This window comes from Stenotrophomonas sp. 05L414_2 (assembly GCF_056397905.1).
Genome location: NZ_JBFTOJ010000008.1, coordinates 33331 through 57458, shown reverse-complemented (window position 1 = coordinate 57458; position 24128 = coordinate 33331). Strand labels below are relative to the sequence as shown.

The window sequence follows — 24128 nt, the reverse complement described above, 5'->3', positions numbered from 1 at the left end:
GTGTTGTAGTTGGGCACCACGCGCTCGGCGCCCAGATACGACAGCGTCAGCAGCGATGCCTTGTCCGACAGCAGCGGCAGGGCTGCCTTGGCGAGCGCCGGGAAGCTGTAGTACAGGTAGGCGGTGATGTAACGGGTGAGCGTCATGTGCCAGCGCGCCCAGAAGTCGATGATGCTGGTGGCCTTGTACGGCGAATTGAAGTTCAGCGGGAAGCGGATGCCGAACATGCGGGCCAGGCCCAGCGCCATGTCCGAATAACCGGAAAAATCGAAGTACAGCTGCAGCGCATAGCTGAGCGCAGTGGCCCATGCGCCCCAGAACTGCACATCACCGGTGGAGGCGAAACCGGCATCGGCATACGGCGCGATGCTGTCGGCGAGCAGGACCTTCTTGGCCAGGCCGATGACGAACAGCATGCCGCCGATGGACAGGTTCTCGGCCTGGAAACGATAGGTCTCGCGCTTGCTGAACTGCGGCATCATCTCCTTGTGGTGGAGGATCGGGCCGGCAATCAGGTGCGGGAAGAAGGTCACGAACAGGACATAGCTGAGCGGGCTGCGGTCGTTGACCACGCCGGCACGGCAGTCCAGCAGGTAGCCGATCTGGGTGAAGGTGAAGAAGGAAATGCCCAGCGGCAGGATCAGCGTGTCCATCGGGCCGACGTTGAAGCCGATGTCGTGGACGAAGTTCACCATTGCCGCGAAGTACTTGTAATGCACCAGCAGCAGGATGTCGGCGGCCACGCCCAGCGCGGTGGCCAGCAGCTGCAACCGGGGACGCTTGGCCAGCGACAGGATCACCAGGCTGACCAGGTAGTTGAAGATGATCGAGCCGGCCAGCAGGATCACGAACTGCGGATTCCACCAGCCGTAGAACACGATGGAGGCCACGCACAGCCACAGCGCGGCCAGCCGTGGCCTCAGCGCGCCCAGCAGGTAGTGCACGCCCAGCGCGATCGGCAGGAAAATCAGCAGGAACAGGAAAGAGTTGAACAGCATGGTCGGTCGGCGCTCAGTCGATACCGGCCAATGCCTTCTGCTCGCCTTCGGTCAGCGGCAGGGACAGGGCCATTTCGGAAAATTCCCAGATCACCAGTTTCACGGTGGGTGGCCACGTCGACTGCTGCGGCAGCGCCGCCAGCAGTGCGCCGGAAAACTGGCCGCCGTCCATGCTCTGGTTCCACACTTCGCGCCCCAGGCCATGGCCCAGGCGTTCTGCGAACAGGCTGCGGCGGCCGTTGGAGCTGCCCAGCAGCAGCACCTCCACCGGCGGGGTGTCGTCCAGCAGTCCACCGCTGCGCAGCGGCGTGATGACCTGCTCCGGCTCCAGGTCCAACGGCGGCCGCCATGATGGCGGCGCGTGTTCCAGGCCTGCCAGCACGATCAGGTCGCCCATGCGTGGCTTGGGCGTGCCCGGCGCTCCGACCTCGAATGCCTGGCTGCCCTGCCCGCCCAGCAACGGCAGTGCCACCGCGCTCACCGCGTCGGCGGCACGCTGCGCGCCGATGCGGTTCATGTGCACGTCGGTGCGGAAGAACACCGGCGCGTCCTGCCCGGACAACACCGGCAGCAGATCGACACTGGGTACCTTCGCCGCCGCCAGCGCCTGCTGCCACTGCCCGTAGCGCGCACGCATCGGTTCGGAATAGCGCAGGCCACAGGTGTGCGCCTGCTCGATGCGCGACTTGTCCGGCACCACCACTACCAGCAGCTTCGCACCGGTGGCCTGCAACTGCTGCGACCAGTGCTGCATCAGGCGCACGCGATCGTTGAATACCTTGGCACCGGCACCCGGCTGCGGACGCAGGCCATCGCGGTAGAACAGCCAGTCCGGGCACCCCAGCGCCACCTGCTCGCCAAGATCGCCCAGCAGGCGATAGCGCACGGCGGCCCCCAGCAGGTCGCCCTGGGCCTGGATCGGCAGCCGCAGGGCCTGGTTGATCGCCTGCCCGGCTTCGCCATCTGCCCAGCGCGAGGGCAGCAGTTTCTCGGCCGGCAGCTTGGCGTTGGCCAGCATCCAGGCACCGGCGCAGACGCCGATCAGCAGCAATGCCGATACCACCACGGCGGTCAGCCGATGGGCACGCGGTGGGGCAGCAGGTGGCAGGGGCGCGGGCGCCCCGGGACGGGCATTCATCGGATCACTGCCCCAGCGCCTTGTGCAGGCGTACCTTCCATTGTTCGGGGGTCATGATCGAGGCGTTGTCCCACTGGCCACGTGCATCCGGGCCCTGCGGGTAGGACGGTTCGAACATCTGCCAGACCAGCACCTGCGGCTTGTTCTGCTTGAACGCGGGTGATTCCAGGTACTCCAGCAGCATCACCCAGTGGCCGACGTTGCCGGGCTTCCAGTTCACCGATACCGGGCGGTCGATCAGGTTGGACAGCTTCTGCGGGAAACCGAAATACGGCTGCACCATGCTGTGGCCGGTCACGTGCACCGGCGCCGGTGCATCATCCAGCAGCGACTGCTGTTCGGCCTGGCGGCGCACGGTGAAGGTATCGCGGCCGATCGCCCTGCGCTGTTCATCGGTAAGGAACAGCTCGGCCAGATCGCCGAAGCGGCGTTCCTTGATCTCGCTGCCCAGCGGCATGCCGCTGCCGGCCTGCCCGGCCAGGGTCGGCACCTGCTCTTTCACCTTCGCGGCGACGGCAGCGGCCACTGCGTCGGCGGCCGGCTGGGTCCAGTGCTGATCGCTGCGATAGAACACCTCCTGGCCGCCCTGCTTGACCTGCCGCATCGCCTGCAACGCATCGACAGCCGGCACGTGCGCATTGACCAACCCCTCCAGTTCCAACGCATAGCGGCCACGCACCGCATCGCCCAGCCGCTTGCCGTCGGGCAGCTTGTCTTCATAGAACAGGGCCTTGTCCGGCAGCACCAGCACCTGCAGCTTGACCCCGGCGGCGGCCAGCGTGCGCTGCGCCTCGGCGATCAGCGCCGTGTTGCGGGCGACGGCGGCACTATCGACCTCGGTCAGGCTGCCCCAGGCCGGGAACAGCCAGCCATCCTTGCCGGTCAGCACGATGGACGAGTCTTGATTGGCCGCGGCAACGGGCGCGGCAGGTGCCTGCGCCTGCAGGGGACCGGCAGCGGCCAGCGCGCACACGGCGGCCAGCAGCAGCAAGCGCGGTCTACGTGCGGACGGTACGCGGAGCGTTGCAGAGAAAACTGATTTCATCGGCAGATCCTTCATGCAGCATCAGTAGTAAAGGGTGGCAGTGGCGAACAGTCCCTTGGCCCGCTGGGTATCGCCGCCGCCGATGGCGAAGCGGTAGGACACCGACAGGTCCAGGTAGGAGCGCGCCGCGTTGTAGTGATCTTCGCGGAACCAGTAACGGACGCCGACGCCAGGACCGGCCCCGAGCGACCAGCTGCGCTGGGTGTCGGACAGGTTGAACGACTGCGGCCCGATGCCGGGATAGTCGATGCCGCGCACCCGCGAGCGCTGATCCTGCCAGTCCGCACCCAGCACCAGGTACGGGGTGACCAGCCAACGGGTCTGGTCGGCACCGAAGCGATAGTTGCGCCCGGCGCGAAGTTCGGCTGCGGCAAAGGCCTGCTGGCGACGCAGGCGGCCGTTGGATTCGCTTACGCGCTGGGACGGGGCGCCGTTGGCATCGAGCGCATCGACGGTGAAGTGGGCGCGGTTGTCATCCCAGCTCAGGCCGGCCTGGGCATAGCCACTGACCGTCCACCACTGGCTGACGTCGGTGCGCACGCCGGTGCCGTTGTAGAACCCGTAGGTGGCGTAGGTCATCCAGCCACCGGCGCTGTCGTTGAGCCGGTAACGGGCCAGCAGGTTGGCCTGCAGCGGGCGTTCGGATTCGATCTGGATCTGGCAGCGCATGGCGGCGGAGTCGGCATAGATGCCGCCGCGCCGGGTCGCGCTGCCGAGGAACTGGCGGCGTTCCAGGCCGACGCTGAGGCCGGTCTGGCCGAAGGCATAGCGCACGCCGAACGAACCGACGGTGGACGGCCAGCCGGCGATCGAACGCGAACGGCTGAGGCGCTCGGCACGTTCACGGTTGTCCGGCGTCGCCTGCCCGGTGCAGGGGTCGGTGAACAGCAACGATTCGAACGTACCGCCTTCGTCGTACAAGGTATTGGCGATGCGCGCGTAGGCTTCCAGCGTGCCGTGCTGGTTGTTGGTGGCCTGCGGCCGCCAGAAGGCTTCCAGGGTGCTGAACACCGAAGCGCCGGGCGTGCTGATCGATGCCCCGCCCAGGTTGGTGGCCGCCTGGCGCGACCCACGGTAGCCGGCCGAGGCGGTCACGCCCCAGTCGCGCGAGTAGCCGGCGATGGCACTGCGCGTGTTGTAGCGCTGCGCCTTGTCCAGTGGCAGCTGGCCGGCGTCGGCAGCGTCGATCGCGCCGCGCAGCAGGGTCACGGCCTGGCGGTGATCGCCGCTGGCGGCACTGGCATAGGCCTGGTCCATCATCACCGTCTTGGGCGCCTTGCCGGTGGCCTCGGCGGCTCGGAAGTCAGCCAGCGCCAGCGCCGGTTCGCGCGCCGCCTGATGGAGGTAGCCACGCTGCATCAGCAGGCCCGCATCATCGGGGTGGGTGGCCAGCGCGCTGTCCAGGCGCTGGCGCGCCTCGCCCTGCTGGCTGCGGTTGCCGGCGGCCAGGGCCGTGGTCAGCAGCCCTTGCAAGGTCGCACTGTCCGGAGTTTCCTGCACGGCCTGGCGCGCTTCGCTGATGGCCTGCTGGTAATCCTGCCGGCCATAGGCCGCATAGGCGCGCTGTGCCGGGCCGACTTCGCCCTGCAGATCGGCGGGCATCAGTTCGCACTGGGTACCGTAAGGCGTATCGCGGCACTGCTGGAACGGCGCCGGATAGGACTGCAGCGTCAGGGTCTGGCCGGCGCGTGCGCCACGGATCGCCTTTTCGCGCTGGGTCACCGCCTCGCGGATGCCCTGCCGTGAGGACGCGTCTACGTCGTCCAGGGGATCGGCCTGCAGCGGCGCCAGCAGCGCGGTGGCACGGTTGCGATCACCGGCAGCCACCGCGGCGTCCACCGCCAGCAGGCGCACGTTTCGGCGCTGCTGGTCATCGAGCCAGTCCTGCTGCAGGGCCGCGTCGAAATCGGCGTTGGCCTGGGCAGTGTTGCCCTGGCGCTGGCGCAGATAGGCCCGCATCACCAGGGCGACGGTATCGTCGGCATCGTTGTCCAGGGCCTGGTCGGCGGTGCGCTCGGCTTCTGCCAGCTGCCCATCGAGCAACTGCGTGGTCATCAGCAGCAGGCGGTGCGAGGCGACGTCGGGCGCACGTGCCACCGCTTCGCGGGCGAACCCGACGGCGGCCCGGAAATCCTGCGATATCAGCGCCTGGTAGCCTTCCTGTGCCGGTTTCACTGCACGCTGACGGCCCAATGCCACGCGCTTGGCGCGTAGATCTGCCACATTCGGTGCGCCCAGCTGCAGTGCTGTAGCCGCCGCAGCGTCGGCCTGCTCCAACTGCTGCTGCGCTTCCAGCGAGGCGACCCACAGCATCGCCCATGCGCCCTGCTGCGGCTGCTGACGGAAGGCCTGTTCGGCCTTGCTGGCGGCCACCACCATCTGGTCGTTGTTGTAGGCGGTATAGGCTTCGGTCGCGATGGCGAATGCCTGCTGGTAAGCGCGCTCAGCCGGCGTCTGTCGTGCCGCCGGCACGGCGCGGGTACCACCGCCGCTGGCAGCAGCGGCCGCCGGCGCGGTGGCCAGCCCCGGTAATGCCGGATCCTTCAGCCCCGCATCCAGCGCACGCCGCGCCTGCTGGCGTGCCTCATCACTGCGACCGAGCTTCTGCAGCGAATAGATCTGCAGCAACCGCAGGCGCACCACATCCGGCCGCAGCCGCGATGCTTCGCCGGCCTGTCTCAGGGCCGTGCTGTAATCGCCACGCTCGTAGGCGGCGAACGCCTGCTCGGCCATGCGGTAGGCGGGCCCGGACAGCGGCAATGGCACGTCGGCCTGCGCGTATGCCGGGGCAGCGGCCGCCAGGGCAACGGCGATGACGGTGGACAGCAGCGAGGTCTTCATACCGTTGCAACTCCGGGAGGCGGCGACTGCAGCATCGCCGCGCGGCGGCGTTGTTCTTCCATCGCCTGGGCGATGGCGTCTTCGGTGGCGATGCCCCGCTTGACCAGGTAGTCGCCGATGCGTCCATCACGCTGGGGCTTATACTCATCCAGTGCGATCTCGAAATGCGCATGGTCGATCAGGCGCATTTCCACCAGCAGGTCGCCCAGCAACGGCACGGTATCGATGCGCCAAAGCTCGGCGCCACTGATCATGCGCAGGCCAGCGTTGATCTCGCTTTCGCGGGCAATGCTCTGCTCGACCTGGGCGTTGCCGGTTTCCTGCTTCAACAGGTCCAGTGCGGCCTCCGACAGTGGATTGGCCACGGCCAGCCGCAGGGTACCTTCCTGCAGGGGCGGCAACGGCAGCATGCGCCACTGCACGCAGGCGTCGACGCTGACCGGGAACCCGCCCCGGCCCAGATAATCGACGTCGATCACCGCACGCTGCAGGTCGCCCTGGAAGGCAATCGCCTCGGCCAGCGTTTCATCATCCAGCCAGCCCTGCGACAACAGGATCCGGCCCAGAGGCTGCTGGCGCCCGCCTTGCTGTTGCTGCAGCGCCTGTTCCAGGCGCTCGGGCTCGACGGCCTGCCAAGTGGTCAGCAGTTCACCCAGGCGCTTGCGGGTCTGCACCAGTGCTGCGGCATCGGGGAAATCATGCATGGTCTTGTCCCAGACCATGCGCTTGCCGAAAAACAGATAGGCCAGGAACATCCGCCATGCGCGCGCGGTGGCCATGAAATTGACCATGTTGCCGACCACCATGCGTGGGATCGACATCAACGCGTGTTCCCAGCCATACAGCCGGTTGACGAAGTAGAAGCGCTGCACCACGCGGGTGGCCAGGGCAGCGGTGGTCAGCAGCGCCACGTTCATCTGCCAGCTGCCCGCCTGGAACACGCTGGGGTACTGCAGGTTCCACACACCGGTCATCTTCAGCAGCCAGAACAGCAGCAGCTGCAGGAAGATCAGGTAGGCGATGATGCTGACAAAGGAGGTGATGATGCCCTTGCGATCGCGCGCCAGCAGGTACTTGGTCGCCAGCGAGCCGCGCCAGCCCAGYGTTTCCCAGCTCTGCAGGCCGATACCCAGTACCCAGCGCGCCTTCTGCCGGTAGGACGCACGGAAGTTGTCGGGAAAATACTCGCGTACGCACAGCGCCATCTGCTGGGTGCGCTCACGCACCGGCCCCCAGCCGAACCAGGACGGTCGCCGCACCAGGAACTGCACCGGGAAGCGGGCGAAGATCGAGTGCATTCCCATCGTCGCCAACCGTGCGCCGACGTCATAGTCTTCGGTCAGGCTGTCTGTATTGAACGGCTGGTTGCCGGTGGCCTCGCTCAGCGCCAGCAGCGCACGTCGCGAGAAACAGGTGCCCACGCCCGCCGACGGCACCATGCCGGACACGCTCTCGCGGACCACCAGGTCCTTGGCATGCCATTCGGCGAACTCATCCATGTACACGCCCGCCACCAGTTCGTACCACTCGCGGTCCAGCGAGGTCACCGGCAACTGGATCATGTCCTTGCGTGGCAGCAGGTAGTTGAAGAAACGCAGTTCCATCGGGTGCAGCACGTCTTCACTGTCGTGCAGGATGACGCCGGCGAACTCCATGTCGTGGCGCTTTTCGTAGTCGAAGATCGACAGGATCAACCAGTTCAGGCAATCGGCCTTGCTGGTGGGGCCGTCATGCGGCACTTCCACGCGGCGCAGACGCTTGTAGCGCCGGCGCATGCGCTCGACTTCGTCGATGGTCTGCTGGTCGTTGGGATAGGTCCCGACGAATACGATGTACTCGCGATAGTCGAGCACATCGATCATGTTCTCCACCATCTGCGCGATGACGTCGTATTCCATCCACGCCGGCACCATGATCGCCAGCGGCTGTTCCGGCCGCTGCAGCAGGTCCTGCTGGGTCAGCGGCTTGTACTCACGGCGCTTCTTGACCGTCAGCGTGCGCCAGCTTTCGCGGACCCAGTACCAGACGTCGATGAACAGGTCATCGAGGCTGGAAATCAGGATCAGCACGGCCACCGCCGCTGCCACTGTCTCCAGGGCAGCGTAGTAGTTGGCCAGCTGGATGTTCCAGAACAGACCGTCCACGTCCGGTCAATGCCCGACGTTGGCAGACTTGCGGCGACGGCGGACCTGGGTAATGCGGGCAGCGGCCAGTGCGAACACCACCACGCCGACCAGCAGCAGCAGCCACACCATGTGCTGTTCCCACTTCGACTGCGGATTGCCTTCCTGGGCGATCCGCGAACCATAGGGGTCCTGGCTGTCGAAATCGCGCACGACGTCGCTGCCATCGATCACCGCCAGGTCACCCCGCAGCAACCGGAACGGCGCAGCCAGCACCGGTCCCTCGGTGCCCAGGTCGCTGTACAGCACACCGATCTGCCCGCCTGCCGAGGCGACCTGCACGGCGGCCGCCCGCTGCAGGCCGCTCAGATCGAGCAGCGGCTGCGGCTTGCCGGCAATCACCAGCTGGCCATTCTTCAGGCCCGCCAAGGAGACACCGGACGGCGCCAGGGCGAAGGCCAGGTAAGGCCTGGTCGGACTGATCGCCGCGCCCGCATCCACTACCTTGAGGCTGGCCGCTTCCGGCGATGCCCCCACCGCGCTGGCAATGGCGATGACCTTGGCCAGCGAGGCCGGTGCATCCTGCAGCCAGGTAGCCGGCACGAACACTTCATTGGCATGCGCCAGCTGGCTGGCCGCGCCGATGAAGTCTGCGCCAAGCGTGCGCTTGGCCAGCTTCAGGTGGCTGCTGGGCAGGATCGACACCGGGAACGCGGTGGCGGGATCATGGCAGTAAGGCCGCGCCGGCTGGCGCAGGAAGCTGACCCGCACTTCATTGCGGGCCGACAGCGCGTAGGTGGGTACCTTGGCAACCAGCCGCTGCGGTTTGCCATCGGCCGACAGCACCTTGGCCCCCAGCAGGTAGTCGTTGAAGTAGATCGTCGCAACCGCGCCCTGCCCGGCCGCATTGGGCGCAGCCGATACATCCAGCACCACTTCTTCCGGCAACCGGCCATCGGCCGACAATGCACCCAGTTCAAAGGTGGCGCTGCGATCGCCACGAGTGACGATGTCCTGCGTACCGGCGATGTTGCCCAGCCGGCTCAGCAGTACGCGATCCCCTTCCATCGCGGGTGCGACCGCCTGCGTGACCTGCAGTGAACGCCCCAGTGCATAGTTGCGCCACTGCTCGGACAGCAAGCCTGCCACCTTGCCCCCGGCCGCGGGGTCGACCACCAGGGTCGGCCGTCCGGCAACAGTGGTCACGCTCACCGAGGCATTGGTCACCGGCTTTTCCAATGCCGCCATGTCGGCCGCCCGCCAGGTGCTGAATGCACTGGCGGCATCGGCGCCGCTGGCCCCGACCTGCGCGGCCAGCGCATCCAGTGCAGCGCGTACGCCATTGCGCAGCGCATCGCTGCCGATCATCACATCGGCGGCGAGCGGGCCGCTGTCACGCAGCGACAACAGCGCGCCGACTTCGGCCAGATCCTTGATCGCGTGCGCGCGCTCACCGGCCGCCAGCGCCGCATAGGCAGGCACGCCCTGCAGGCTGGCGGGAATGTTGATGCCGGTCAGGTCCACGCTGTCACCGACCTTGGGCAGCGCGACCACGTCAACCTGCTTGCCTCCGGTCTGCAATGCTGCACCGATGCGCCACGCCGCATCGTAGGTCGATGCCTGCAGCGCCTTGCCCTCCACCAGCAGGCGCACGCGCGGCGGCAGTGCGCCCCAGGCCTTGGCCACGGTGTCCACCGCACGTCCATCGAAGCGATAGCTGAAGCGCGAATCCGGCGACAGCCGCAGCACGTTGGCTGGCGCGCTCTGGTCCGCGCAGCGGTAGTCGGAAACGATCGACCACCAGCCCACGCCGACGCGGACGAAGCCGTTCTCGCGGGGCTCGCCGTCAATGGCCAGCAGCTGGCTGGCGTCGCCCTGCGCATCGGTGATCGAACGTGCCGCCATCGGATCGCCATCGACCGACCATAGCCCGGACGTGCGCCCGGTATGGCCACGCACATAGCGGCCATCGAGCTGCAGCTGCGCATCGCGGGTCGGCACGCCCACAGGTACGGGCAGGTAGACCTCGCGCTGGCTCTCCTGCCCGCTGAGCACCAGCGGCTGGCGGAAGCCAAGCTGGCGCAGCGTCATCTGCCGGCTTACCGTGCTGTCCCCGGTCCATTCGGTGAACTGGCCGGCAGCGCTGTCGGCAGCGCCAGCGGCAGCGGAGCTCGCCAGGGCCAGCACGGAGGAAACAACGAGGAAGCTACGTCGGCCGGTCTGGGTCATGGCGTCACTTCTTGTAGAGGGGTGGGAACGGGGCCGGCACTGCGGTGGCCGGTAGCAAATTCGGGCAGTGGATGTCCGCGCAGGGCCGCCACGATGCGCGCACTGGCTCGGCCATCACCGTAAGGACTGGCGTCGGGGTCGAAACGGGTTGCATGTGATGGTTGTTGCAACGCGGCGTTGACGGCATCGACGATCCGCGTCGGCGCCGTGCCGACCAGCTTCACCACCCCGGCATCGACCGCCTCCGGGCGCTCGGTTACATCGCGCATCACCAGCACCGGCTTGCCCAGCGCTGGCGCTTCTTCCTGCACACCGCCGGAGTCGGTAAGGATCACGTCGGCGCGTTGCATCAGGCGCACGAAGCTCAGGTAATCCTGCGGCGGCACGAGGTGCACGTTGCCCAGATGGCCCAGCTCGGCATTCACCGGGCCCTGCACGTTGGGGTTGAGGTGCACCGGATAGAGCACCTGCAGGTCTTCGCGCTGGGCCAGCTCGGCCAGTGCGCGGCAGATGTCCAGGAAGCCCTGGCCGAAGCTCTCGCGGCGATGGCCGGTGACCAGCAGCAGGCGACGCTCGGGATCAAGCATCTGGAAGGGCGCATCGGCGCGGGCGCGCAGTGCCGGGTCGCGATCGAGCTGCTGTACGGTCTGCTGCAGGGCGTCGATGACGGTGTTTCCGGTCACCAGGATCCGGCCGCCGAGGTGTTCGCGTTCCAGGTTGGCGCGGGAACTTGGTGTGGGGGCAAACAGGAAATCAGAGACGACATCGATGACGCGGCGATTCATCTCTTCCGGCCACGGCCGGGTGATGTCGCCGGTACGCAGGCCCGCTTCGACGTGTCCCACCGGAATGCGGTGATGGAAGGCAGCGACTGCAGCGGTCATCGCCGTGGTGGTATCACCGTGGACCAGCACGCGATCGGGTCGCACCTGCGCATACAACGCATCCAGGCGCTCGAACAGCTTGGCGCACAGGCCGTTGAGGGTCTGGTTGGGAACCATCACATCAAGATCGTGATCGGCGGTGATCTCGAACAGCGACATCACCTGGTCCAGCATCGCCCGATGCTGGCCTGTGGTGCAGACGATGGATTCGATATCCGGCGCCTCACCCAGCGCCTTTACCAGCGGCCCCATCTTGATTGCTTCAGGACGGGTACCGAAAACAGAAAGAACCTTCACCGCAGAACTCCCTCAAGACCTGCAAACATCCTGTACGCGGATCGTAAGCGATCTCGTGAAGTTCGGCCACGTAAATGTGATACGCATCACAAAGACGCGCAGCAAGCCGGATGAAGCAACTGACGCAGAGCGTCACTATGTGACGCTAGGGCCCGTTTCAGGAGGCAGTTCGAACACTTGCCGCAGGTAGGACAGGTAGCCCGGGTCATCGCACATGCTCTTGCCCGGCGAGTCACTGAGCTTGGCCACCGGCTGGCCGTTGCAGCGGACCATCTTGATGACGATGTTCAGCGGGGTCGGCCCCAGATCGTTGGTCAGGTGGGTGCCCACGCCGAACGCCACCTGGCAGCGGCCACGGAAGTAGTCGTACAGGCGCATCACCTTGGTGATGTCGAGCCCATCGCTGAACACCAGTACCTTGCTGCGCGGGTCGACGCGGCGCAGCTGGAAGTGGGCCAGCATGCGGTCGCCCCAGTCGAACGGGTCGCCGGAATCATGGCGCACGCCGTCGAACAGCTTGCAGAAATACATGTCGAAGTCGCGCAGGAACGCATCCAGCCCGACCACGTCGGACAGGGCGATGCCAAGGTCGCCGCGGTACTCGCGCGCCCACGACTCCAGCGCCGCCACCTGCGAATCGCGCAGGCGCGGGCCCAGTGCCTGGAACGCCTGCAGGTACTCGTGGGCCATGGTGCCGTGCGGCGTCATGCCGTACAGGCGCGCGAAGTGCACGTTGCTGGTGCCGACCAGCTGTGGGCCCAGCGCATCGCGCAGCAGCGGCAGCAGGCGGGCATGCCAATCGCGCGAGTAGCGGCGGCGGCTGCCATAGTCGGCGATGCGGCACTGCTCGAAACCAGGGGTATCGCGCAGCAGCGCGGCCTTGGCCTGCAGGCGGCGTTCGCCTTCGGCGAAATCCGCCGTGGTGGTGTTGCGGAACCACACTTCGTTGATGATCGCCAGCAGCGGCACTTCGAACAGGATCGTGTGCAGCCATGGACCGGTGATGTCCAGTTCGATCTCGCCGGGCACCGTCTTCGACGCGCGCAGCTGGATGTATTTGCGGTCCAGGTGGAACAGGCCGAGGAAGTCGGCGAAATCGGGCTTCACAAAGCGCAGGCCACGCATGTAATCCAGCTCTTCATTGCTGAAGCGCAGGCTGCACAGGTGGTCGATCTCCTCATCGATCTGGTCGATGTAGCGGGCCAGCTCGATACCGGGGGTGCGGCATTTGAAACGGTATTGAACCTGCGCGCCGGGGTGCTGGTGCAGCACCGCCTGCATCATGGTGAACTTGTACAGGTCGGTGTCGAGCAGGGACTGGATGATAGGCATGGGGGAATTATGCGCCCGTTCGGGTGAACCGGGGTCCGTGCTGGAGGTGGCGCCCTCACGCGCTCTGCAGTCGATCCACGCCATGCGTGGATGATCCTGTGGCAGCGCGCTACAGCGACCTGCGCAGCAACCTCGGCACCTGCACCAGTGCATGGGCCCAGATCGCCCCCCACACCGCCACCCGCACCGGCAACGACCGCTGCGGCGCTTCGAACTTGCTGAAATAGCGCCATAGCCCGCGGTGCTTGTGCCATTCAACGAAGAACGGGCGCGAGCGGCTGGACACCCCGCGCACGTGGGTCACCTTCAGGTCGTTGGCGATGGCAACCACGCCACCGGCCTCACGCACGCGGCGGCACAGGTCGAGGTCTTCGGCGTGCAGCCGGTAGCCGGCATCCCAGCCGCCGATGCGATCAAACAGGGCGCGGGGCATCAGCAGCAGCGCACCGGACAACGCCGGCACCTGCTGCAACGGCTGCGCCGGGTCGCGGGCAATGGCCAACCGCGCGCCACGACCGGGCGAGCGCAGCATGGCAAGGAAGTCCGGATCACGGCGCCGTACCGCTTCATCGGCCTGGCCCTGCTCGTCCACCTGCTCCACCCCCAGCAGACTGTCGCCCACCGCACCGGCGCGGTCTCGCAGTGCGGCGAGCGTATCGACTTCGACCATCAGGTCGGGGTTGATGAAGGCCAGCCACGGGCTGCGTGAATCGGCAACGCCCTGGTTGTTGGCTGCGGCAAAACCGGGGTTGTCCGGGTTGGCGATGAAACGTACACGCGGATCATGGCTGGCGTGGCGCTGCACGACTTCCAGGGTGTCATCCAGCGATCCATTGTCGACCACCCGGATCTCGGCTACGTCCTGCGCCTGGCGCAGCCGCGACAGGCAGGCATCGATGGTACTGCCGCTCTGGTAGGTGACGACGATGGCGGCAATGGCGGAATTCAAACAGGCGGCTCCAACGGTGATGGCGGGACGAACAGGTCGCCCTGCCCGCGCGGCATTATCGCCTGCTGCAGGCCGTGCTGCAGGTCCTGGCGCAGCGTGTGCAGCGGGTCGTGCATCAGGAAGTCAGCCAGCCGCGGTACCCAGCCCGGCCAGCGCGCGGCCAGTGCTTCCAGATCGCCGTCGCGGCTGGGCGCTTCACTGGCACGGCTGACGAAGGCGTTTTCGCACAACACGTTGCGCCAACCGAGACCAGCCATGCGCAGGCTCAGATCGACCAGCGCCGCGTTCCAGCCCAGGTAGCTTTCTGTATCCAGGCCACCGGCGCGCCGCCGAGCATTGGCGCGAACCAGCACGGCGTGGGTGACCGCCGAAGGGAGTTCAGGATGCAGGTTCGGCAGTGCGGCGCAGACATGTGCCAACAGCGCCGGGTCGCCCGGTTCGGGGTTGAGCTCGCCCAAGCGCGGCCACGCCGCGGTTTCGCCCACGTTGCACCACGGCGTGGCCGTGGCAATGGCCGCGTCGCGTGCAAACGTGGCCTGCAGCTGCTGCAGCCATCCCGGCGCAGGTACGCTGTCCGGGGCCAGCACCGCCACGTCCAGGCCATCGCAGGCACGCAGCATTTCGTCCAGGTGGGCAACCTCGCCCAGCGGCCGCGCGCGGCGGGTGTATTCGGCCTGCAACGGCGTATGTGCCAGCCAGTGTTCGACCACCGCCTGTGCACGTGGCCCAGCCTGTGCGTCATCGGCCAGCCAGATCGATGTCCCCGCTGCGGTACCGGCATCAAGCGCGGCCAGGCAGCGGTCAAGTACCGCGTCGTCCACGCCCAGCGGCAACAACACGATCGCCCCCATCCCGCCTCCGTGGTTGTCGGTGGCCACAGCGTAGCATCGGGTGGGTGTCGGCCGGGTTGCACCCGGCACCCGCAGAGGCCGCACCGTGAATCCATCCCTGGAGGCTTGGCCGCGGCATCCATGCCGCGGACACCCCCGCCACCGGACCCACCCCGCCTTCGACAGTTCCCCGGTGGCCAGTAGATCCACGCCATGCGTGGATGAATCTTCATCGAAATCGAATATTTCGACATTGAGACGAGGAGCATCCACGCATGGCGTGGATCTACCGGTCACGACGTCGCGTCTGGGGCAGAGCCCCCTGAGTCAGGGGGCGGCCGCAAAGCGGCGGGGGTCTGGAAGCTGGTAAGCGGGGCCCACGGTTCGCGCAGCGAAGCGTGGGAGCGACAGCGCGCATGCGATGGCGTGTTACCCGGGCGCAGGCCTGCCCTCCCCCCCTTACTTCTTTGCGCGCGGCTGGTTCAGCGGTTCCATCGCGCGGAAGCGCTGGCTGTACTCGTCGGTCAGGGTGCGGGCTTCCTGGCCGTTGCGGACGATGGTCGGGGTCAGCAGCACGATCACTTCCGAACGACGGCTGGTGCGGCTCTTCTGGCCGAACAGCGCGCCCAGTACCGGAATCCGGCTCAGGCCGGGAATGCCGCTGCTGCCATCGGTGGCCGAATCGGTGATCAGGCCGGCCAGCATGATGGTGTCCCCGCTCTGCACCGCCGCCTCGGTGGCCAGCTTCTTGGTGGAGATGCGCGGATTGCAGTTGCGCTCCTGCGGATTGCAGTTCTCCGGCACGTCCGATGCGCTGCTGATCTCCTGCACGATATCCAGGAACACCGTACCGTCACGGGTTACGCGCGGGCGCACCTTGAGGATCACGCCGGTGTCGATGTACTGCACCGAGCTGTAGCTGCTGGTGCCGATGCCGGTGTTGACCGTGGTGGTGTTGATCGGCACCTTGTCGCCCACGTTGAGGGTGGCTTCGGCGTTGTTGCGCACGAACACCGAGGGCGTCTGCAGCAGGCGCACGTCGGTGACCTTGTCCAGCGCACTGACCACGGCTGCACCGTTGTGCCCGGTGAACGCCCAGCCGGCGCCATCGGTGCCGGTCACCGCACCGGCGAAGGTGTTCCAGGAGCCGCCGGCCGCTGCTGGCAGGGTCAACCCGGACAGCGCGCCGGTCAGCGCGCGCCCCGCCACGGCATTGTCGAAGAACCAGTTGACGCCGTACTTCAGGTCGCCGGTCAGCCCGACTTCGGCCACCTGTGCTTCGATGTGTACCTGCAGCGGCATCACGTCCAGCTTTTCGATCACCTCGCGGATCGAGCGCCAGGCCTGCGGTGTCGAACGCACCAGCAGCGTGTTGGTTTCCTCCACCGCCGATACGCCGACACGATCGCCTTCCACTTCCAGGCTGATGCTGACGTTGCCCGACTGGCGCTGCGGCAGGTTCAGGCTGCCGGCGCTGCTGCCACTACCACTGCTGCTGCCGCTACCGACCTGGTTGTTGAAACTGCTGCTGTTGCCCGCGTCCATACCGCGGTCGCCCTCGCTGCCCAGCTGCGACGGAATGGCACCCGGCGCCAGCGATGCCGAGCCGGAGCCGCCGCGGTTGCCGCTGCTGGCAAAGGCTTCGCTGAGGCGTTCGGCCAGGTCGCGTGCCTTGATGTATCGCAGTTCATGCGAGAACAGGCGCGCGCTGCCGCCGGCGGTATCGATGCGGTCCAGCCACTGCTGGATCTGGTCCAGGTAGCGCACCTGCGGGGTGATCACCAGCACTGCATTGGCGTTTTCCAGCGGCAGGAAACGGAACATGCCGGCGCTGGGCGTCTTGCTCTCTTCGCCGAAGACCTTCTCCAGATCCGCCGCGACCTGCTCGGCCTTGCCGGACTGGATCGGGAATACACCCACCGACATGCCCGAAAGCCAGTCGACGTCGAAGATCTCGACGGTATGCAGGTAGTTCTCCAGTTCCGCACGCGTACCGCCGAGGGTGATCACGTTGCGGCCGCTGTCGACGTTGACGATGGCATTGGGCCGCGCATAGGGCTCCAGCACCTTCTTCATCTCGGTGGCGGAAATGAACTGCAGCGGCACCACGCGCACTTCAAAACCGCGTGCGCTGGAGGCCGGCGCGGTGCTCGGCGCCACGGTGCCGGCCAGTGCCTGGTCGGCGGCGACGATGTTGTAGCGGCCACCGCTGTAGACCATGCGGGCGTTGTTCCAGCCCAGCACCATCTCCAGCAGGTTCAGTGCCTGTGCCGGCGATACCGGCTTGGGCGTGGCCAGCGTCACCGTGCCCTGCACCCCCGGGGCGATCACGTAGTTCTGGCCGAGCATGTCCCCGAGGATGGCCTTGACCACCGCGTGCACCGACTCGCCTTCAAAGTTGAAGGTCGCCTCACCGGAGCTGGCCGCATGCAGCGCGGGCGACGGCTTGCGTGCGGCTTCGCGGTTGATCATGGTGCCGGTGCCACGGCGGATCACCGCCTGCGGCGCCCCCTGGGCTTGATCGGCCGCTTCGGTCTGCGCATCGACGGCAGCCTGGCCGGCACTGGCCGAGGGCTGCAGGTTGCCGTTGCGTTGCACATGCGGGGCCGACACGGTGCTGCAGCCGACCAGCAGCGTCAGGGCGAAGGACCAGGGAAGAAAACGCAGATTCATGCATTCACTCTATCGGTTGGTGCCATCGCCCGGGGGCGGCGACGGTTGTTGCTGCTGTTGCTGCAGCTGACGGCGGCGGGCCTGGATGCGTTCGCGGATGGCCTGCATCTGCGCTTCGCTGGGACCGTTGGTGTTTGCAGGGGGTGCGGCGGCCGCGGCCGGTGCAGGCGAGGCGGGAGCCACGTTGCCATCGGCGGCACGGGGGGGGGGCAGCGTCTGGCTGGGCGTTGGCTGCGGTGGCGGCGGCGGAACCACCGCGCCAGGCACAGGCGGTGTGCCAGTGGCTCCGCGCAGCGCGGTCGGCGCTTCACCGCCCTGGCCATTGAACACGGCCAGTTCCAGCACCTGGCTGCCACTGGAGCCGATCACCGTGGCCTGGCGCGGTTCCAATGCCACCAGCTGCCAGCCATCGACTGCATCGCCGTTGAGGCGCAGGCGCAGCGACCGGCCCTGCTCGGTGGTGAAGGTGGCCATGCTGAAGTCGCCGGTCATCAGCACGCCGGTCAGGCGCAGTGCCGGACTGGCGGCGGCTTCACTGCCCCCCAGCAGGTACGGGCGCGGCTTGCGGTCTTCGGCGAACAGGGGCCGTTCGCTGATCACGCTGTAGCTGTCTGCGCCGGCCATGCGTTCGGGCGCCAGCACGGGCAGCGCCGGCAGCGCGGCCTGCGCGTCGCCCTCCGCACTGACCGTGGGCAGCTGGCTGCCAAGACCGAAGCCGGTGGCCAGCCAGAGCGCTGCGGCCCATCCGGCCACCGCCAGCAACAGCCCGGTGCGCAGGCTGATCTGCTCAAGCTTCATCGGCCACCTCCTGCGCATCGGTGGCAGGCTGCTCCGCCGGTGACGGCACAGGTGCCGGCGGCGACACCGCCGGCGCCGCTGCAGGCGGCGTGGCCACGGGTGCTGTCGAGGGATCGGCAGCAGCCGCCGGCAACAGGTAGCCGGCCAGCTCGAAGGACACGTCCAGGCCGAGGCCGGATTCGTTGGGCGATTGCTGGAAGCGCTGTGCGATCAGGTTGAGGTTGTCCACGAACAGGCGCGGGCTGCCGGTCTCCAGGCTGTGCAGCACGGTGGCCAGTTCGGCCACGCCACAGCGCAGGCGCACCTGCATGGCCACGCGCACGAACGCAGCATCGCGACGGTTGTCGCTCAACGGCGTGCGGTTGCTGATGGTGCAGCTGCGGTTGCCCGGGCTGGCCATCGCCACCGCATCCTGCAGGCGTGCGCCGAGCGCGGCCGCGGCGGCCTCGGCGGTGGCTTCCTGCAGGAACCCCGGGCGCTGCTGCAGGGCGTCGCGGGTTGCGCGCAGCCGCTGTTCGATCTGCGGCTGCTGCTGCAGCTGCGCCTGCACGCGCTGCTGGCGCTCGCGCAGGGCGGCGGCATCGGCATCGATGGCGCGCAGCGGCTGGGTGAACCACGGGTGCACCAGCAGCAGGTAGGCCAGGCCCAGCACTGCCAACAGCAGTGCCAGTGCCAGCCAGCGGTCACGGCGTGCGCTTGGCATCGGCATTGGCCGCCTCCGTGGTTGCAGTCGGGGCGGGTGCCGGCGCCGCTGCCGCCGAAGGCAATGGCTGCAGCTCGGCGGTCAGGGTGAAGCGGTCGCGGCCACTGGCGGCACCGTCAGCCTGCAGCACGCCGGTAAGGTTGACCTTGCGCCACTGCGGCGCGTCCTGCAGCAGCGTGACCAGCTGCGATGCTTCGCTGCTGAGGCCGATCAACTGCAGGCTGTTGTTCTCGATCGCCAGTTTTTCCAGGTAGGTGCCATCGGGCAGGCGTCGGGTCAGCTCGTTCCAGACTTCGACGGTACTGGCGCGCTGGTTGCGCTGTGTTTCCAGGAACGCCGCTCCATCCAGCAGCGCCTGCAGCTGGCTGCGTTCGCTGGCCACGCCACGTGCACTGCGGGCGCTGCGCTCGACGTCTGCGCGCAGCGCATCGACGGCGTCACGACGGTTGTCCAGCAACTGCATCGCCGCCAGCACCAGCATCACCAGCGCAGCCATGGCAAGCAGCAGGTTCCAGCGCCGCATCGGGTCCGGTCGCTGCTGACGCTGCGCGGGCGGCAGCAGGTTGACCTGCAGCGCGCGGCCCTGGGCATCGATCGCATCGACACCGGCCAGCACGTCGGCCCACGCTCCGATCTGCGCGCGCCAGTCATCCAGCTGGCGCAGCGGCCAGGCCACCAGCTCCACCTGCAGCAGGCCTTCGCCGGCACTGCCCAGCTCACGGATGTCATAGCTGACCTGGCTGGCTTCGAACGGTGTCTGCCGGTCGATCTCGTAGCCGACCACCGCACGCAGGCGGTCAGCGGCTGCGGCAGGAAGACGCAGATTCCGCCGCAGGACCTGCCCGGCCGGCAGCAGCCACACCCGTGGCAGGCTGCGCAGGCGCGGCTCCAGCACGCGGTCCAGGTCCACCGGTTGCAGCGGCCAAGGCAGGCGGGCCACGGGCTCGAGACCGTCGCCGGTTTCACGCCAGACCTGTAGTTGCCCGTCCTCGCACTGCAGCAGCAGGCGGGTCTGCGACCAGCCCAGCGCCCATTGCCAACGCATCGGCACCCAGGCCAGCAACGACTGCCGCCACCAGCGCAGGAAACGGCCGGCACCGGGGCCGATCTGGCCCTGCACCTGCCGCAGACTGTCCTGCCACGCCGTCATCTTGCTGCCATTCCCTGCTCCCAGCGAAGCACTGTGTAGGTCCGGCCGGGCACCCCGCCCGATCCGTTGCGCACCACCGCCTGCAGCACTGACAGGCGTCCGCTGCCGTCAGTGGCGCGGGACTCGATACTATAGGTGCCACTGCCGCTGGCAAGCGCTGATGCACCCGCAGCGTTATCTCCGTCACGCTCCTGCTGGGCGCGTTGCGCCAGCAGTTGTTCCGCATCCAGGCCCAATGCCGTCAACACCGGTCCACTGGCGAAACGTGGATCCGGGCGCGCCTGCCTGCTGTAGAGCGTCAGGTGCGGCAGCATCGCGGCATACAGCGACCCGCGCATCCCCAGCACCCGCTGCAGTTCGCCCAGGGTTTCAAAGCGCTTGTTGCGCGGGCCATAGGGCAGGCCTGCGGCGGCGTACTCCGGCGCCTCGGCACCGCCACCGGGCTGCAGCAGGCTGTCTTCGTCGCGCCAGTCGATGATCGCACCGGCCAGCTGCCTGGCGCTTTCTGCCGGCTCGCCCAGTGCCTGCATGAATGCGGACAGCAGGGCCGCATCGGCCAGGTTGAGGTTGATCTTGCCGTTCTCGTCCAACACCCGGATCTCGATGCGGGCGTCGTCGAACTGCCAGCGATAGGCGCGGCCATCAGCCTGCCACGGCGGACGCTGCGGGTCCGGCTGCAGCCGCAGCAACGCGTATTCCAGGCCGGCGCGGGCGCGCTCCTGGCCGCGTGCGTCGTCACCGAGCACCCGCTGCTGCAGGTGTTCGACCCGTGCGCTGAGCGCAAAGGCGCCGACCAGCGCGGTCATCAGCGCGATCAACCACAGCACCAGGACCAGCGCGGCACCACGTGGACGCTTCATCGCGCACCTCCGCTGCCACCGGCCCGCAGTGACACCACCAGCGGCGGCCACGGCGTGCCCCTGGCCGGCACGATCTGTACTTCCACCAGCAATGGCAGGCGTCGGGTGTCCTCCCAGCGTGGCAACCATTCGGTCAGCTGCCCGTTGCTGGCGTCGACACCGCGGTAGCGCAGCCTTACGTCCTTCAACTCCTCCGCCAGCACTTCGGGCGGGCGCGGCGGGTTCTCTTCGATGCGCTCGCCTTCCTGCAGCAGCACCAGCCCCAGCAGCAAGCGGCGGTGGCCGGCTGCGCCATCCACCTGCAGCGCATGCAGGTAAGGGCCGCCACGACCGAGATAGCCCGGCAGGTCGGCAACGAACTGCATGCCCTGATCGTCACCCTGGAAGAACACCGGTTCGCGGGTGGGATCGGGCACTTCCAGCGGGCTGCGCAGGGCACTGGCGAGCTGCCGCCGCAGCAGGGCCTGCACTGCGCGCATGCGTTCGCTCTGCGCGGCAATCTGCTCGCCGCGCTGGCTGATCGCCATCGCCGAGCGCACGCTGGCGAACGCCAGCGCCAGGCCGCCTGCCAGCAGCACCGTGGCCAGCATCACTTCGACCAGGGTGAAGCCGCGTGCGCGGCGCCTCATCGCGCATTCTCCAGCGCGGGCGGCAACAGACGCAGGCTGCGCCAGCGCAACTGCTCGCGTTCACTGTCGCCCCAACGCACCTGCAGCTGCAGTTCCGCCAGCCAGGGTGCGCCCGGCGACTGCGCAGCGGGCAGCGCACCACTGCGCGGCTCGGCCCAGGGCTGCACCTGCAGCTGCCAGTGATAACGCCCCTGCTCCCACTCGCCCTGCTGGCTGCCGGCCTGCAGCGGTGCTTCCACCCCGGCGGCGGCCAGCAACGACTGCGCGTGCAGCACCGCGCGCGTGCGCAGCTCGGCGTCGCGCACCTGCCGCGCGCCGCCGGACAGGCTGCCCAGCAACAGCGTCAGCGCCAGCCCGAGCAAGGCGAAGGCAACGATCACTTCCAGCAGGGTAAAACCACGGGCGCGCGACCTCATTGCGCCCGCCACGGTCCGGAACGGACTTCACCGGTCAACCAGCCGACATCGATGCGCCACTCGGCGCTCTCCAGCTGCAGGCGGATGCGGCCGCCACTGGAGCCGCCGTCGGGATGGAATTCGATCACGCCCTGGCCGGGCGCGGTGGCCAACTGCGCGGCACCTTCGAACTGCACCTTCAGCTTGGCCGGCACTTCACCGTGGCGCTGGCTGGCGCCCTGCCAACGATGCTGCGCCGGCTCGATCACGAAGCGCTGCGGTTCGCCGCGGGCAATGGCCTGCGCGCGCACCATGCGCAGCTGGTTGGCGATGTCCTTGCCGGCACTGCGCAGCTGCATGCCGGCAAAGCCGCGCGACATGCCAGCGGCGGTGATCAGGCCGATGGCCGCGATCAACGCGATCACCAGCAGCATTTCCAGCAGCGACAGGCCCGCCGCGCGCCTGCCGTGCAGGCGCGGGCGTGACACCCGGCGCGGCAGGAAAAGCAGCATGCGTGCTTACGGCTGGTAGCGGATGTCAGCGTCGACGCTGCTGCCGCCGGCCTTGCCGTCCTTGCCCAGGCTGATCAGTTCATACGCCTGGCCCTCGCCCGGTGCGCGGTACTCCAGCGCGTGGCCCCACGGGTCGTTGAGGTCGGCAGGCTTGGCATACGGGCCCAGCCAGCCACCGACGCCGGCCGGTGCGGTCACCAGGTCGTTGAGCGAGGCGGGCAGCTTGCCGGTGTCGATCTGGTAGTTGTCGACCTTGGAGGCAACGGTCTGCACCTGCGCCTTGGCGATGTTGGCCTTGCCTCGATCGGCGCCGCCGAGCACGCGGCTGGCGACCAGGGTCAGCACCGCGCCGATCAGCACGATGACGATGATGATCTCCAGCAGGCTCATGCCCGACTGGTGGCGTGCGGCGGTGAAGGAAAGGCGGATCGGTCGACGGGAAGCAATCATGGTCGGTCCTTTCAGGTACGGGATGTCGGGGTTGCGAAGGAGGCCATCGTCAGCCGATGGCGTTGGTAAGGTCGTACAACGGCACCAGCACGGCCACGATCACCGCGCCGACCACCGAGGCCAGCACCAGGGTGATCGCCGGCACCATCGCCGCCAGCAGGCGGTCGATGCGGCGGGCGCTGTCCTGTTCGAAGGTATCAGCAGCTTTCAGCAGCATGGTATCGAGCGCGCCGGACTCCTCGCCGACCTGGATCATCTGCAGCGCCAGCCGGGGAAAACGCTTGCCGCGCGACAACGCCAGCGACAGGCCGGTGCCGTTCTTGACCTCGTCGGCGGCGGTCTCCAGGTCTGCGGCAAGCGCGCGGTTGCCGAGCACGTTGCGGGCGATGCCCAGCGCCCCCAGCAGCGGCACGCCGTTGCGCAGCAGTGTCCCCAGGGTGCGCGCCAGCCGCGCGGTTTCCAGCTCGCCCAGCAGGCGGCCGATGCCCCGGCGCTGCAGCAGCCAGCCATCCAGCGCCAGACGGAACGCGGGCTGCCGCACCTTGCGTTCGAACAACAGCAGCAGCACGCCCGGCACCACCAGCAGCAGCACCCACCAGTCGCGCACGAACAGGCCCAGCTGCAGCACCATGTTGGTGAACCATGGCAGCGCCACGTCCAGGCTTTCGTACATCTGTGCGAACTGCGGCACCACGTAGCCCAGCAGGAACAGCAGCGCACCACCCACCACCACCAGCAGGATCGCCGGGTAGACCAGGGCGTTGATCACCTTGCCCTGCAGCGCACGGCTGCGTTCGAGGTAGTCGGCCAGGCGTTGCAGTGTGTCGTGCAGGCTGCCACCGGCTTCGCCGGCGCGCACCATGTTCACGTATAGACGCGAGAACAGGCCGTGCTGGCGTTCCAGCGCRGTCGACAGCGRCGCGCCACCMCGCACCACGTCGCGGATSTCRGTGATCRCSCGGCGCGAGCGCTCGTCTTCGGGCAGGCTGAGCAGGATCGACAGCGCGCGGTCCAGCGGCTGCCCGGCACCGAGCAGGGTGGCCAGCTGCTGGGTGAACTGCAGCAATGCCGCGCCCTGCAGCGGACGCTGGCGGAACAGGCCGCGCAGGCTGCTGCCGCCAACCGCCCCCCCGTCGGCCAGCTGCGTCTCCATCGGCAGATGGCCCTGGTCCTGCAGGCGCGCGACCAGCTCGGCCTCGCTGGCCGCTTCCATCTGTCCGTCGAACACTTCACCGTGTGGGTTCAGTGCCTTGTAACGGTAGTTCGGCATGTCAGCGTCGTCCCTGCACGCG

At 67.8% G+C, this 24128-nt stretch carries 20 protein-coding genes; all 20 read right to left on the bottom strand.

The genetic code is table 11. The annotated features are described in order from the left end of the window. Nucleotides 1-998 (bottom strand): MBOAT family O-acyltransferase (locus tag AC1DJN_RS02435; RefSeq protein WP_478038739.1); only part of this gene is annotated, 998 nt, incomplete at its 3' end. 13 nt (nt 999-1011) lie between these two features. Then, entirely contained in the window at nt 1012-2136 is a 1125-nt protein-coding gene (locus AC1DJN_RS02430) for an alginate O-acetyltransferase AlgX-related protein (RefSeq protein ID WP_442251751.1), read from the bottom strand. Between the two features lie 4 nt (nt 2137-2140). After that, on the bottom strand, nt 2141-3181 hold the full coding sequence (locus AC1DJN_RS02425; RefSeq protein ID WP_442251750.1) for an alginate O-acetyltransferase AlgX-related protein: 1041 nt from the start codon (nt 3179-3181) through the stop codon (nt 2141-2143). Nucleotides 3182-3202: 21 nt separating this feature from the next. Further along, the gene (locus AC1DJN_RS02420; RefSeq protein ID WP_442251749.1) at nt 3203-6022 is read right to left on the bottom strand and encodes an NfrA family protein; all 2820 of its coding nucleotides are present in this window, start codon (nt 6020-6022) and stop codon (nt 3203-3205) included. After that, entirely contained in the window at nt 6019-8166 is a 2148-nt protein-coding gene (locus tag AC1DJN_RS02415) for a glycosyl transferase family protein (RefSeq protein ID WP_032978927.1), read from the bottom strand. The genes AC1DJN_RS02420 and AC1DJN_RS02415 overlap by 4 nt, the downstream gene beginning before the upstream one ends. A gap of 6 nt (nt 8167-8172) precedes the next feature. Further along, nucleotides 8173-10374: a hypothetical protein gene (locus AC1DJN_RS02410; RefSeq protein WP_282280462.1), complete on the bottom strand. Its 2202-nt coding sequence runs from the start codon at nt 10372-10374 to the stop codon at nt 8173-8175. After that, nucleotides 10371-11555, bottom strand: a complete 1185-nt coding sequence (gene wecB, locus AC1DJN_RS02405) for a non-hydrolyzing UDP-N-acetylglucosamine 2-epimerase (RefSeq protein WP_032978922.1) — start codon at nt 11553-11555, stop codon at nt 10371-10373. The genes AC1DJN_RS02410 and wecB overlap by 4 nt, the downstream gene beginning before the upstream one ends. A 135-nt stretch (nt 11556-11690) precedes the next feature. Next, the gene (gene pncB / locus AC1DJN_RS02400) at nt 11691-12887 is read right to left on the bottom strand and encodes a nicotinate phosphoribosyltransferase (RefSeq protein ID WP_032978918.1); all 1197 of its coding nucleotides are present in this window, start codon (nt 12885-12887) and stop codon (nt 11691-11693) included. 109 nt (nt 12888-12996) lie between these two features. Continuing rightward, a complete protein-coding gene (locus tag AC1DJN_RS02395; RefSeq protein WP_099782791.1) occupies nt 12997-13836 on the bottom strand; it encodes a glycosyltransferase family 2 protein in 840 nt (279 codons plus the stop codon). After that, on the bottom strand, nt 13833-14687 hold the full coding sequence (locus AC1DJN_RS02390; protein WP_313444879.1) for a glycosyltransferase family 2 protein: 855 nt from the start codon (nt 14685-14687) through the stop codon (nt 13833-13835). Before AC1DJN_RS02390 ends, AC1DJN_RS02395 begins: the two co-directional genes overlap by 4 nt. A gap of 438 nt (nt 14688-15125) precedes the next feature. Then, nucleotides 15126-17339, bottom strand: a complete 2214-nt coding sequence (gspD, locus tag AC1DJN_RS02385; RefSeq protein ID WP_099782787.1) for a type II secretion system secretin GspD — start codon at nt 17337-17339, stop codon at nt 15126-15128. Nucleotides 17340-17348: 9 nt separating this feature from the next. Next, on the bottom strand, nt 17349-18137 hold the full coding sequence (locus tag AC1DJN_RS02380; protein WP_180831567.1) for a general secretion pathway protein GspN: 789 nt from the start codon (nt 18135-18137) through the stop codon (nt 17349-17351). Continuing rightward, nucleotides 18127-18846 (bottom strand): type II secretion system protein GspM, encoded by a 720-nt coding sequence (gspM, locus tag AC1DJN_RS02375; RefSeq protein WP_025876696.1) that lies wholly within the window; start codon nt 18844-18846, stop codon nt 18127-18129. Before gspM ends, AC1DJN_RS02380 begins: the two co-directional genes overlap by 11 nt. Beyond that, nucleotides 18821-19990: a PilN domain-containing protein gene (locus AC1DJN_RS02370; RefSeq protein WP_442252075.1), complete on the bottom strand. Its 1170-nt coding sequence runs from the start codon at nt 19988-19990 to the stop codon at nt 18821-18823. Before AC1DJN_RS02370 ends, gspM begins: the two co-directional genes overlap by 26 nt. Continuing rightward, nucleotides 19987-20850, bottom strand: coding sequence for a type II secretion system minor pseudopilin (locus tag AC1DJN_RS02365; protein ID WP_025876700.1), 864 nt, complete (start codon nt 20848-20850; stop codon nt 19987-19989). Before AC1DJN_RS02365 ends, AC1DJN_RS02370 begins: the two co-directional genes overlap by 4 nt. Further along, a complete protein-coding gene (locus AC1DJN_RS02360; protein WP_032977169.1) occupies nt 20847-21479 on the bottom strand; it encodes a type II secretion system protein J in 633 nt (210 codons plus the stop codon). The genes AC1DJN_RS02365 and AC1DJN_RS02360 overlap by 4 nt, the downstream gene beginning before the upstream one ends. Continuing rightward, nucleotides 21476-21895: a type II secretion system protein XpsI gene (gene xpsI, locus AC1DJN_RS02355; protein ID WP_025876704.1), complete on the bottom strand. Its 420-nt coding sequence runs from the start codon at nt 21893-21895 to the stop codon at nt 21476-21478. The genes AC1DJN_RS02360 and xpsI overlap by 4 nt, the downstream gene beginning before the upstream one ends. Continuing rightward, a complete protein-coding gene (gene xpsH, locus AC1DJN_RS02350; protein WP_025876706.1) occupies nt 21892-22386 on the bottom strand; it encodes a type II secretion system protein XpsH in 495 nt (164 codons plus the stop codon). Before xpsH ends, xpsI begins: the two co-directional genes overlap by 4 nt. 6 nt (nt 22387-22392) lie before the next feature. Then, the gene (gspG, locus tag AC1DJN_RS02345) at nt 22393-22836 is read right to left on the bottom strand and encodes a type II secretion system major pseudopilin GspG (RefSeq protein ID WP_032951922.1); all 444 of its coding nucleotides are present in this window, start codon (nt 22834-22836) and stop codon (nt 22393-22395) included. Between the two features lie 49 nt (nt 22837-22885). Beyond that, nucleotides 22886-24106 (bottom strand): type II secretion system protein XpsF, encoded by a 1221-nt coding sequence (xpsF, locus tag AC1DJN_RS02340; RefSeq protein WP_478038737.1) that lies wholly within the window; start codon nt 24104-24106, stop codon nt 22886-22888. Nucleotides 24107-24128: the final 22 nt, after the last annotated feature.

Excerpts from the sequence above, each read along its gene's own strand:
- AC1DJN_RS02430 (WP_442251751.1), bottom strand. The coding sequence starts at position 2,136 with ATGAATGCCCGTCCCGGGGCGCCCGCGCCCCTGCCACCTGCTGCCCCA.
- AC1DJN_RS02425 (WP_442251750.1), bottom strand. The coding sequence starts at position 3,181 with ATGAAATCAGTTTTCTCTGCAACGCTCCGCGTACCGTCCGCACGTAGA.
- AC1DJN_RS02420 (WP_442251749.1), bottom strand. The coding sequence starts at position 6,022 with ATGAAGACCTCGCTGCTGTCCACCGTCATCGCCGTTGCCCTGGCGGCC.
- AC1DJN_RS02410 (WP_282280462.1), bottom strand. The coding sequence starts at position 10,374 with ATGACCCAGACCGGCCGACGTAGCTTCCTCGTTGTTTCCTCCGTGCTG.
- pncB (WP_032978918.1), bottom strand. The coding sequence starts at position 12,887 with ATGCCTATCATCCAGTCCCTGCTCGACACCGACCTGTACAAGTTCACC.
- AC1DJN_RS02390 (WP_313444879.1), bottom strand. The coding sequence starts at position 14,687 with ATGGGGGCGATCGTGTTGTTGCCGCTGGGCGTGGACGACGCGGTACTT.
- gspD (WP_099782787.1), bottom strand. The coding sequence starts at position 17,339 with ATGAATCTGCGTTTTCTTCCCTGGTCCTTCGCCCTGACGCTGCTGGTC.
- AC1DJN_RS02380 (WP_180831567.1), bottom strand. The coding sequence starts at position 18,137 with ATGAAGCTTGAGCAGATCAGCCTGCGCACCGGGCTGTTGCTGGCGGTG.
- gspM (WP_025876696.1), bottom strand. The coding sequence starts at position 18,846 with ATGCCGATGCCAAGCGCACGCCGTGACCGCTGGCTGGCACTGGCACTG.
- AC1DJN_RS02370 (WP_442252075.1), bottom strand. The coding sequence starts at position 19,990 with ATGACGGCGTGGCAGGACAGTCTGCGGCAGGTGCAGGGCCAGATCGGC.
- AC1DJN_RS02365 (WP_025876700.1), bottom strand. The coding sequence starts at position 20,850 with ATGAAGCGTCCACGTGGTGCCGCGCTGGTCCTGGTGCTGTGGTTGATC.
- AC1DJN_RS02360 (WP_032977169.1), bottom strand. The coding sequence starts at position 21,479 with ATGAGGCGCCGCGCACGCGGCTTCACCCTGGTCGAAGTGATGCTGGCC.
- xpsI (WP_025876704.1), bottom strand. The coding sequence starts at position 21,895 with ATGAGGTCGCGCGCCCGTGGTTTTACCCTGCTGGAAGTGATCGTTGCC.
- xpsH (WP_025876706.1), bottom strand. The coding sequence starts at position 22,386 with ATGCTGCTTTTCCTGCCGCGCCGGGTGTCACGCCCGCGCCTGCACGGC.
- gspG (WP_032951922.1), bottom strand. The coding sequence starts at position 22,836 with ATGATTGCTTCCCGTCGACCGATCCGCCTTTCCTTCACCGCCGCACGC.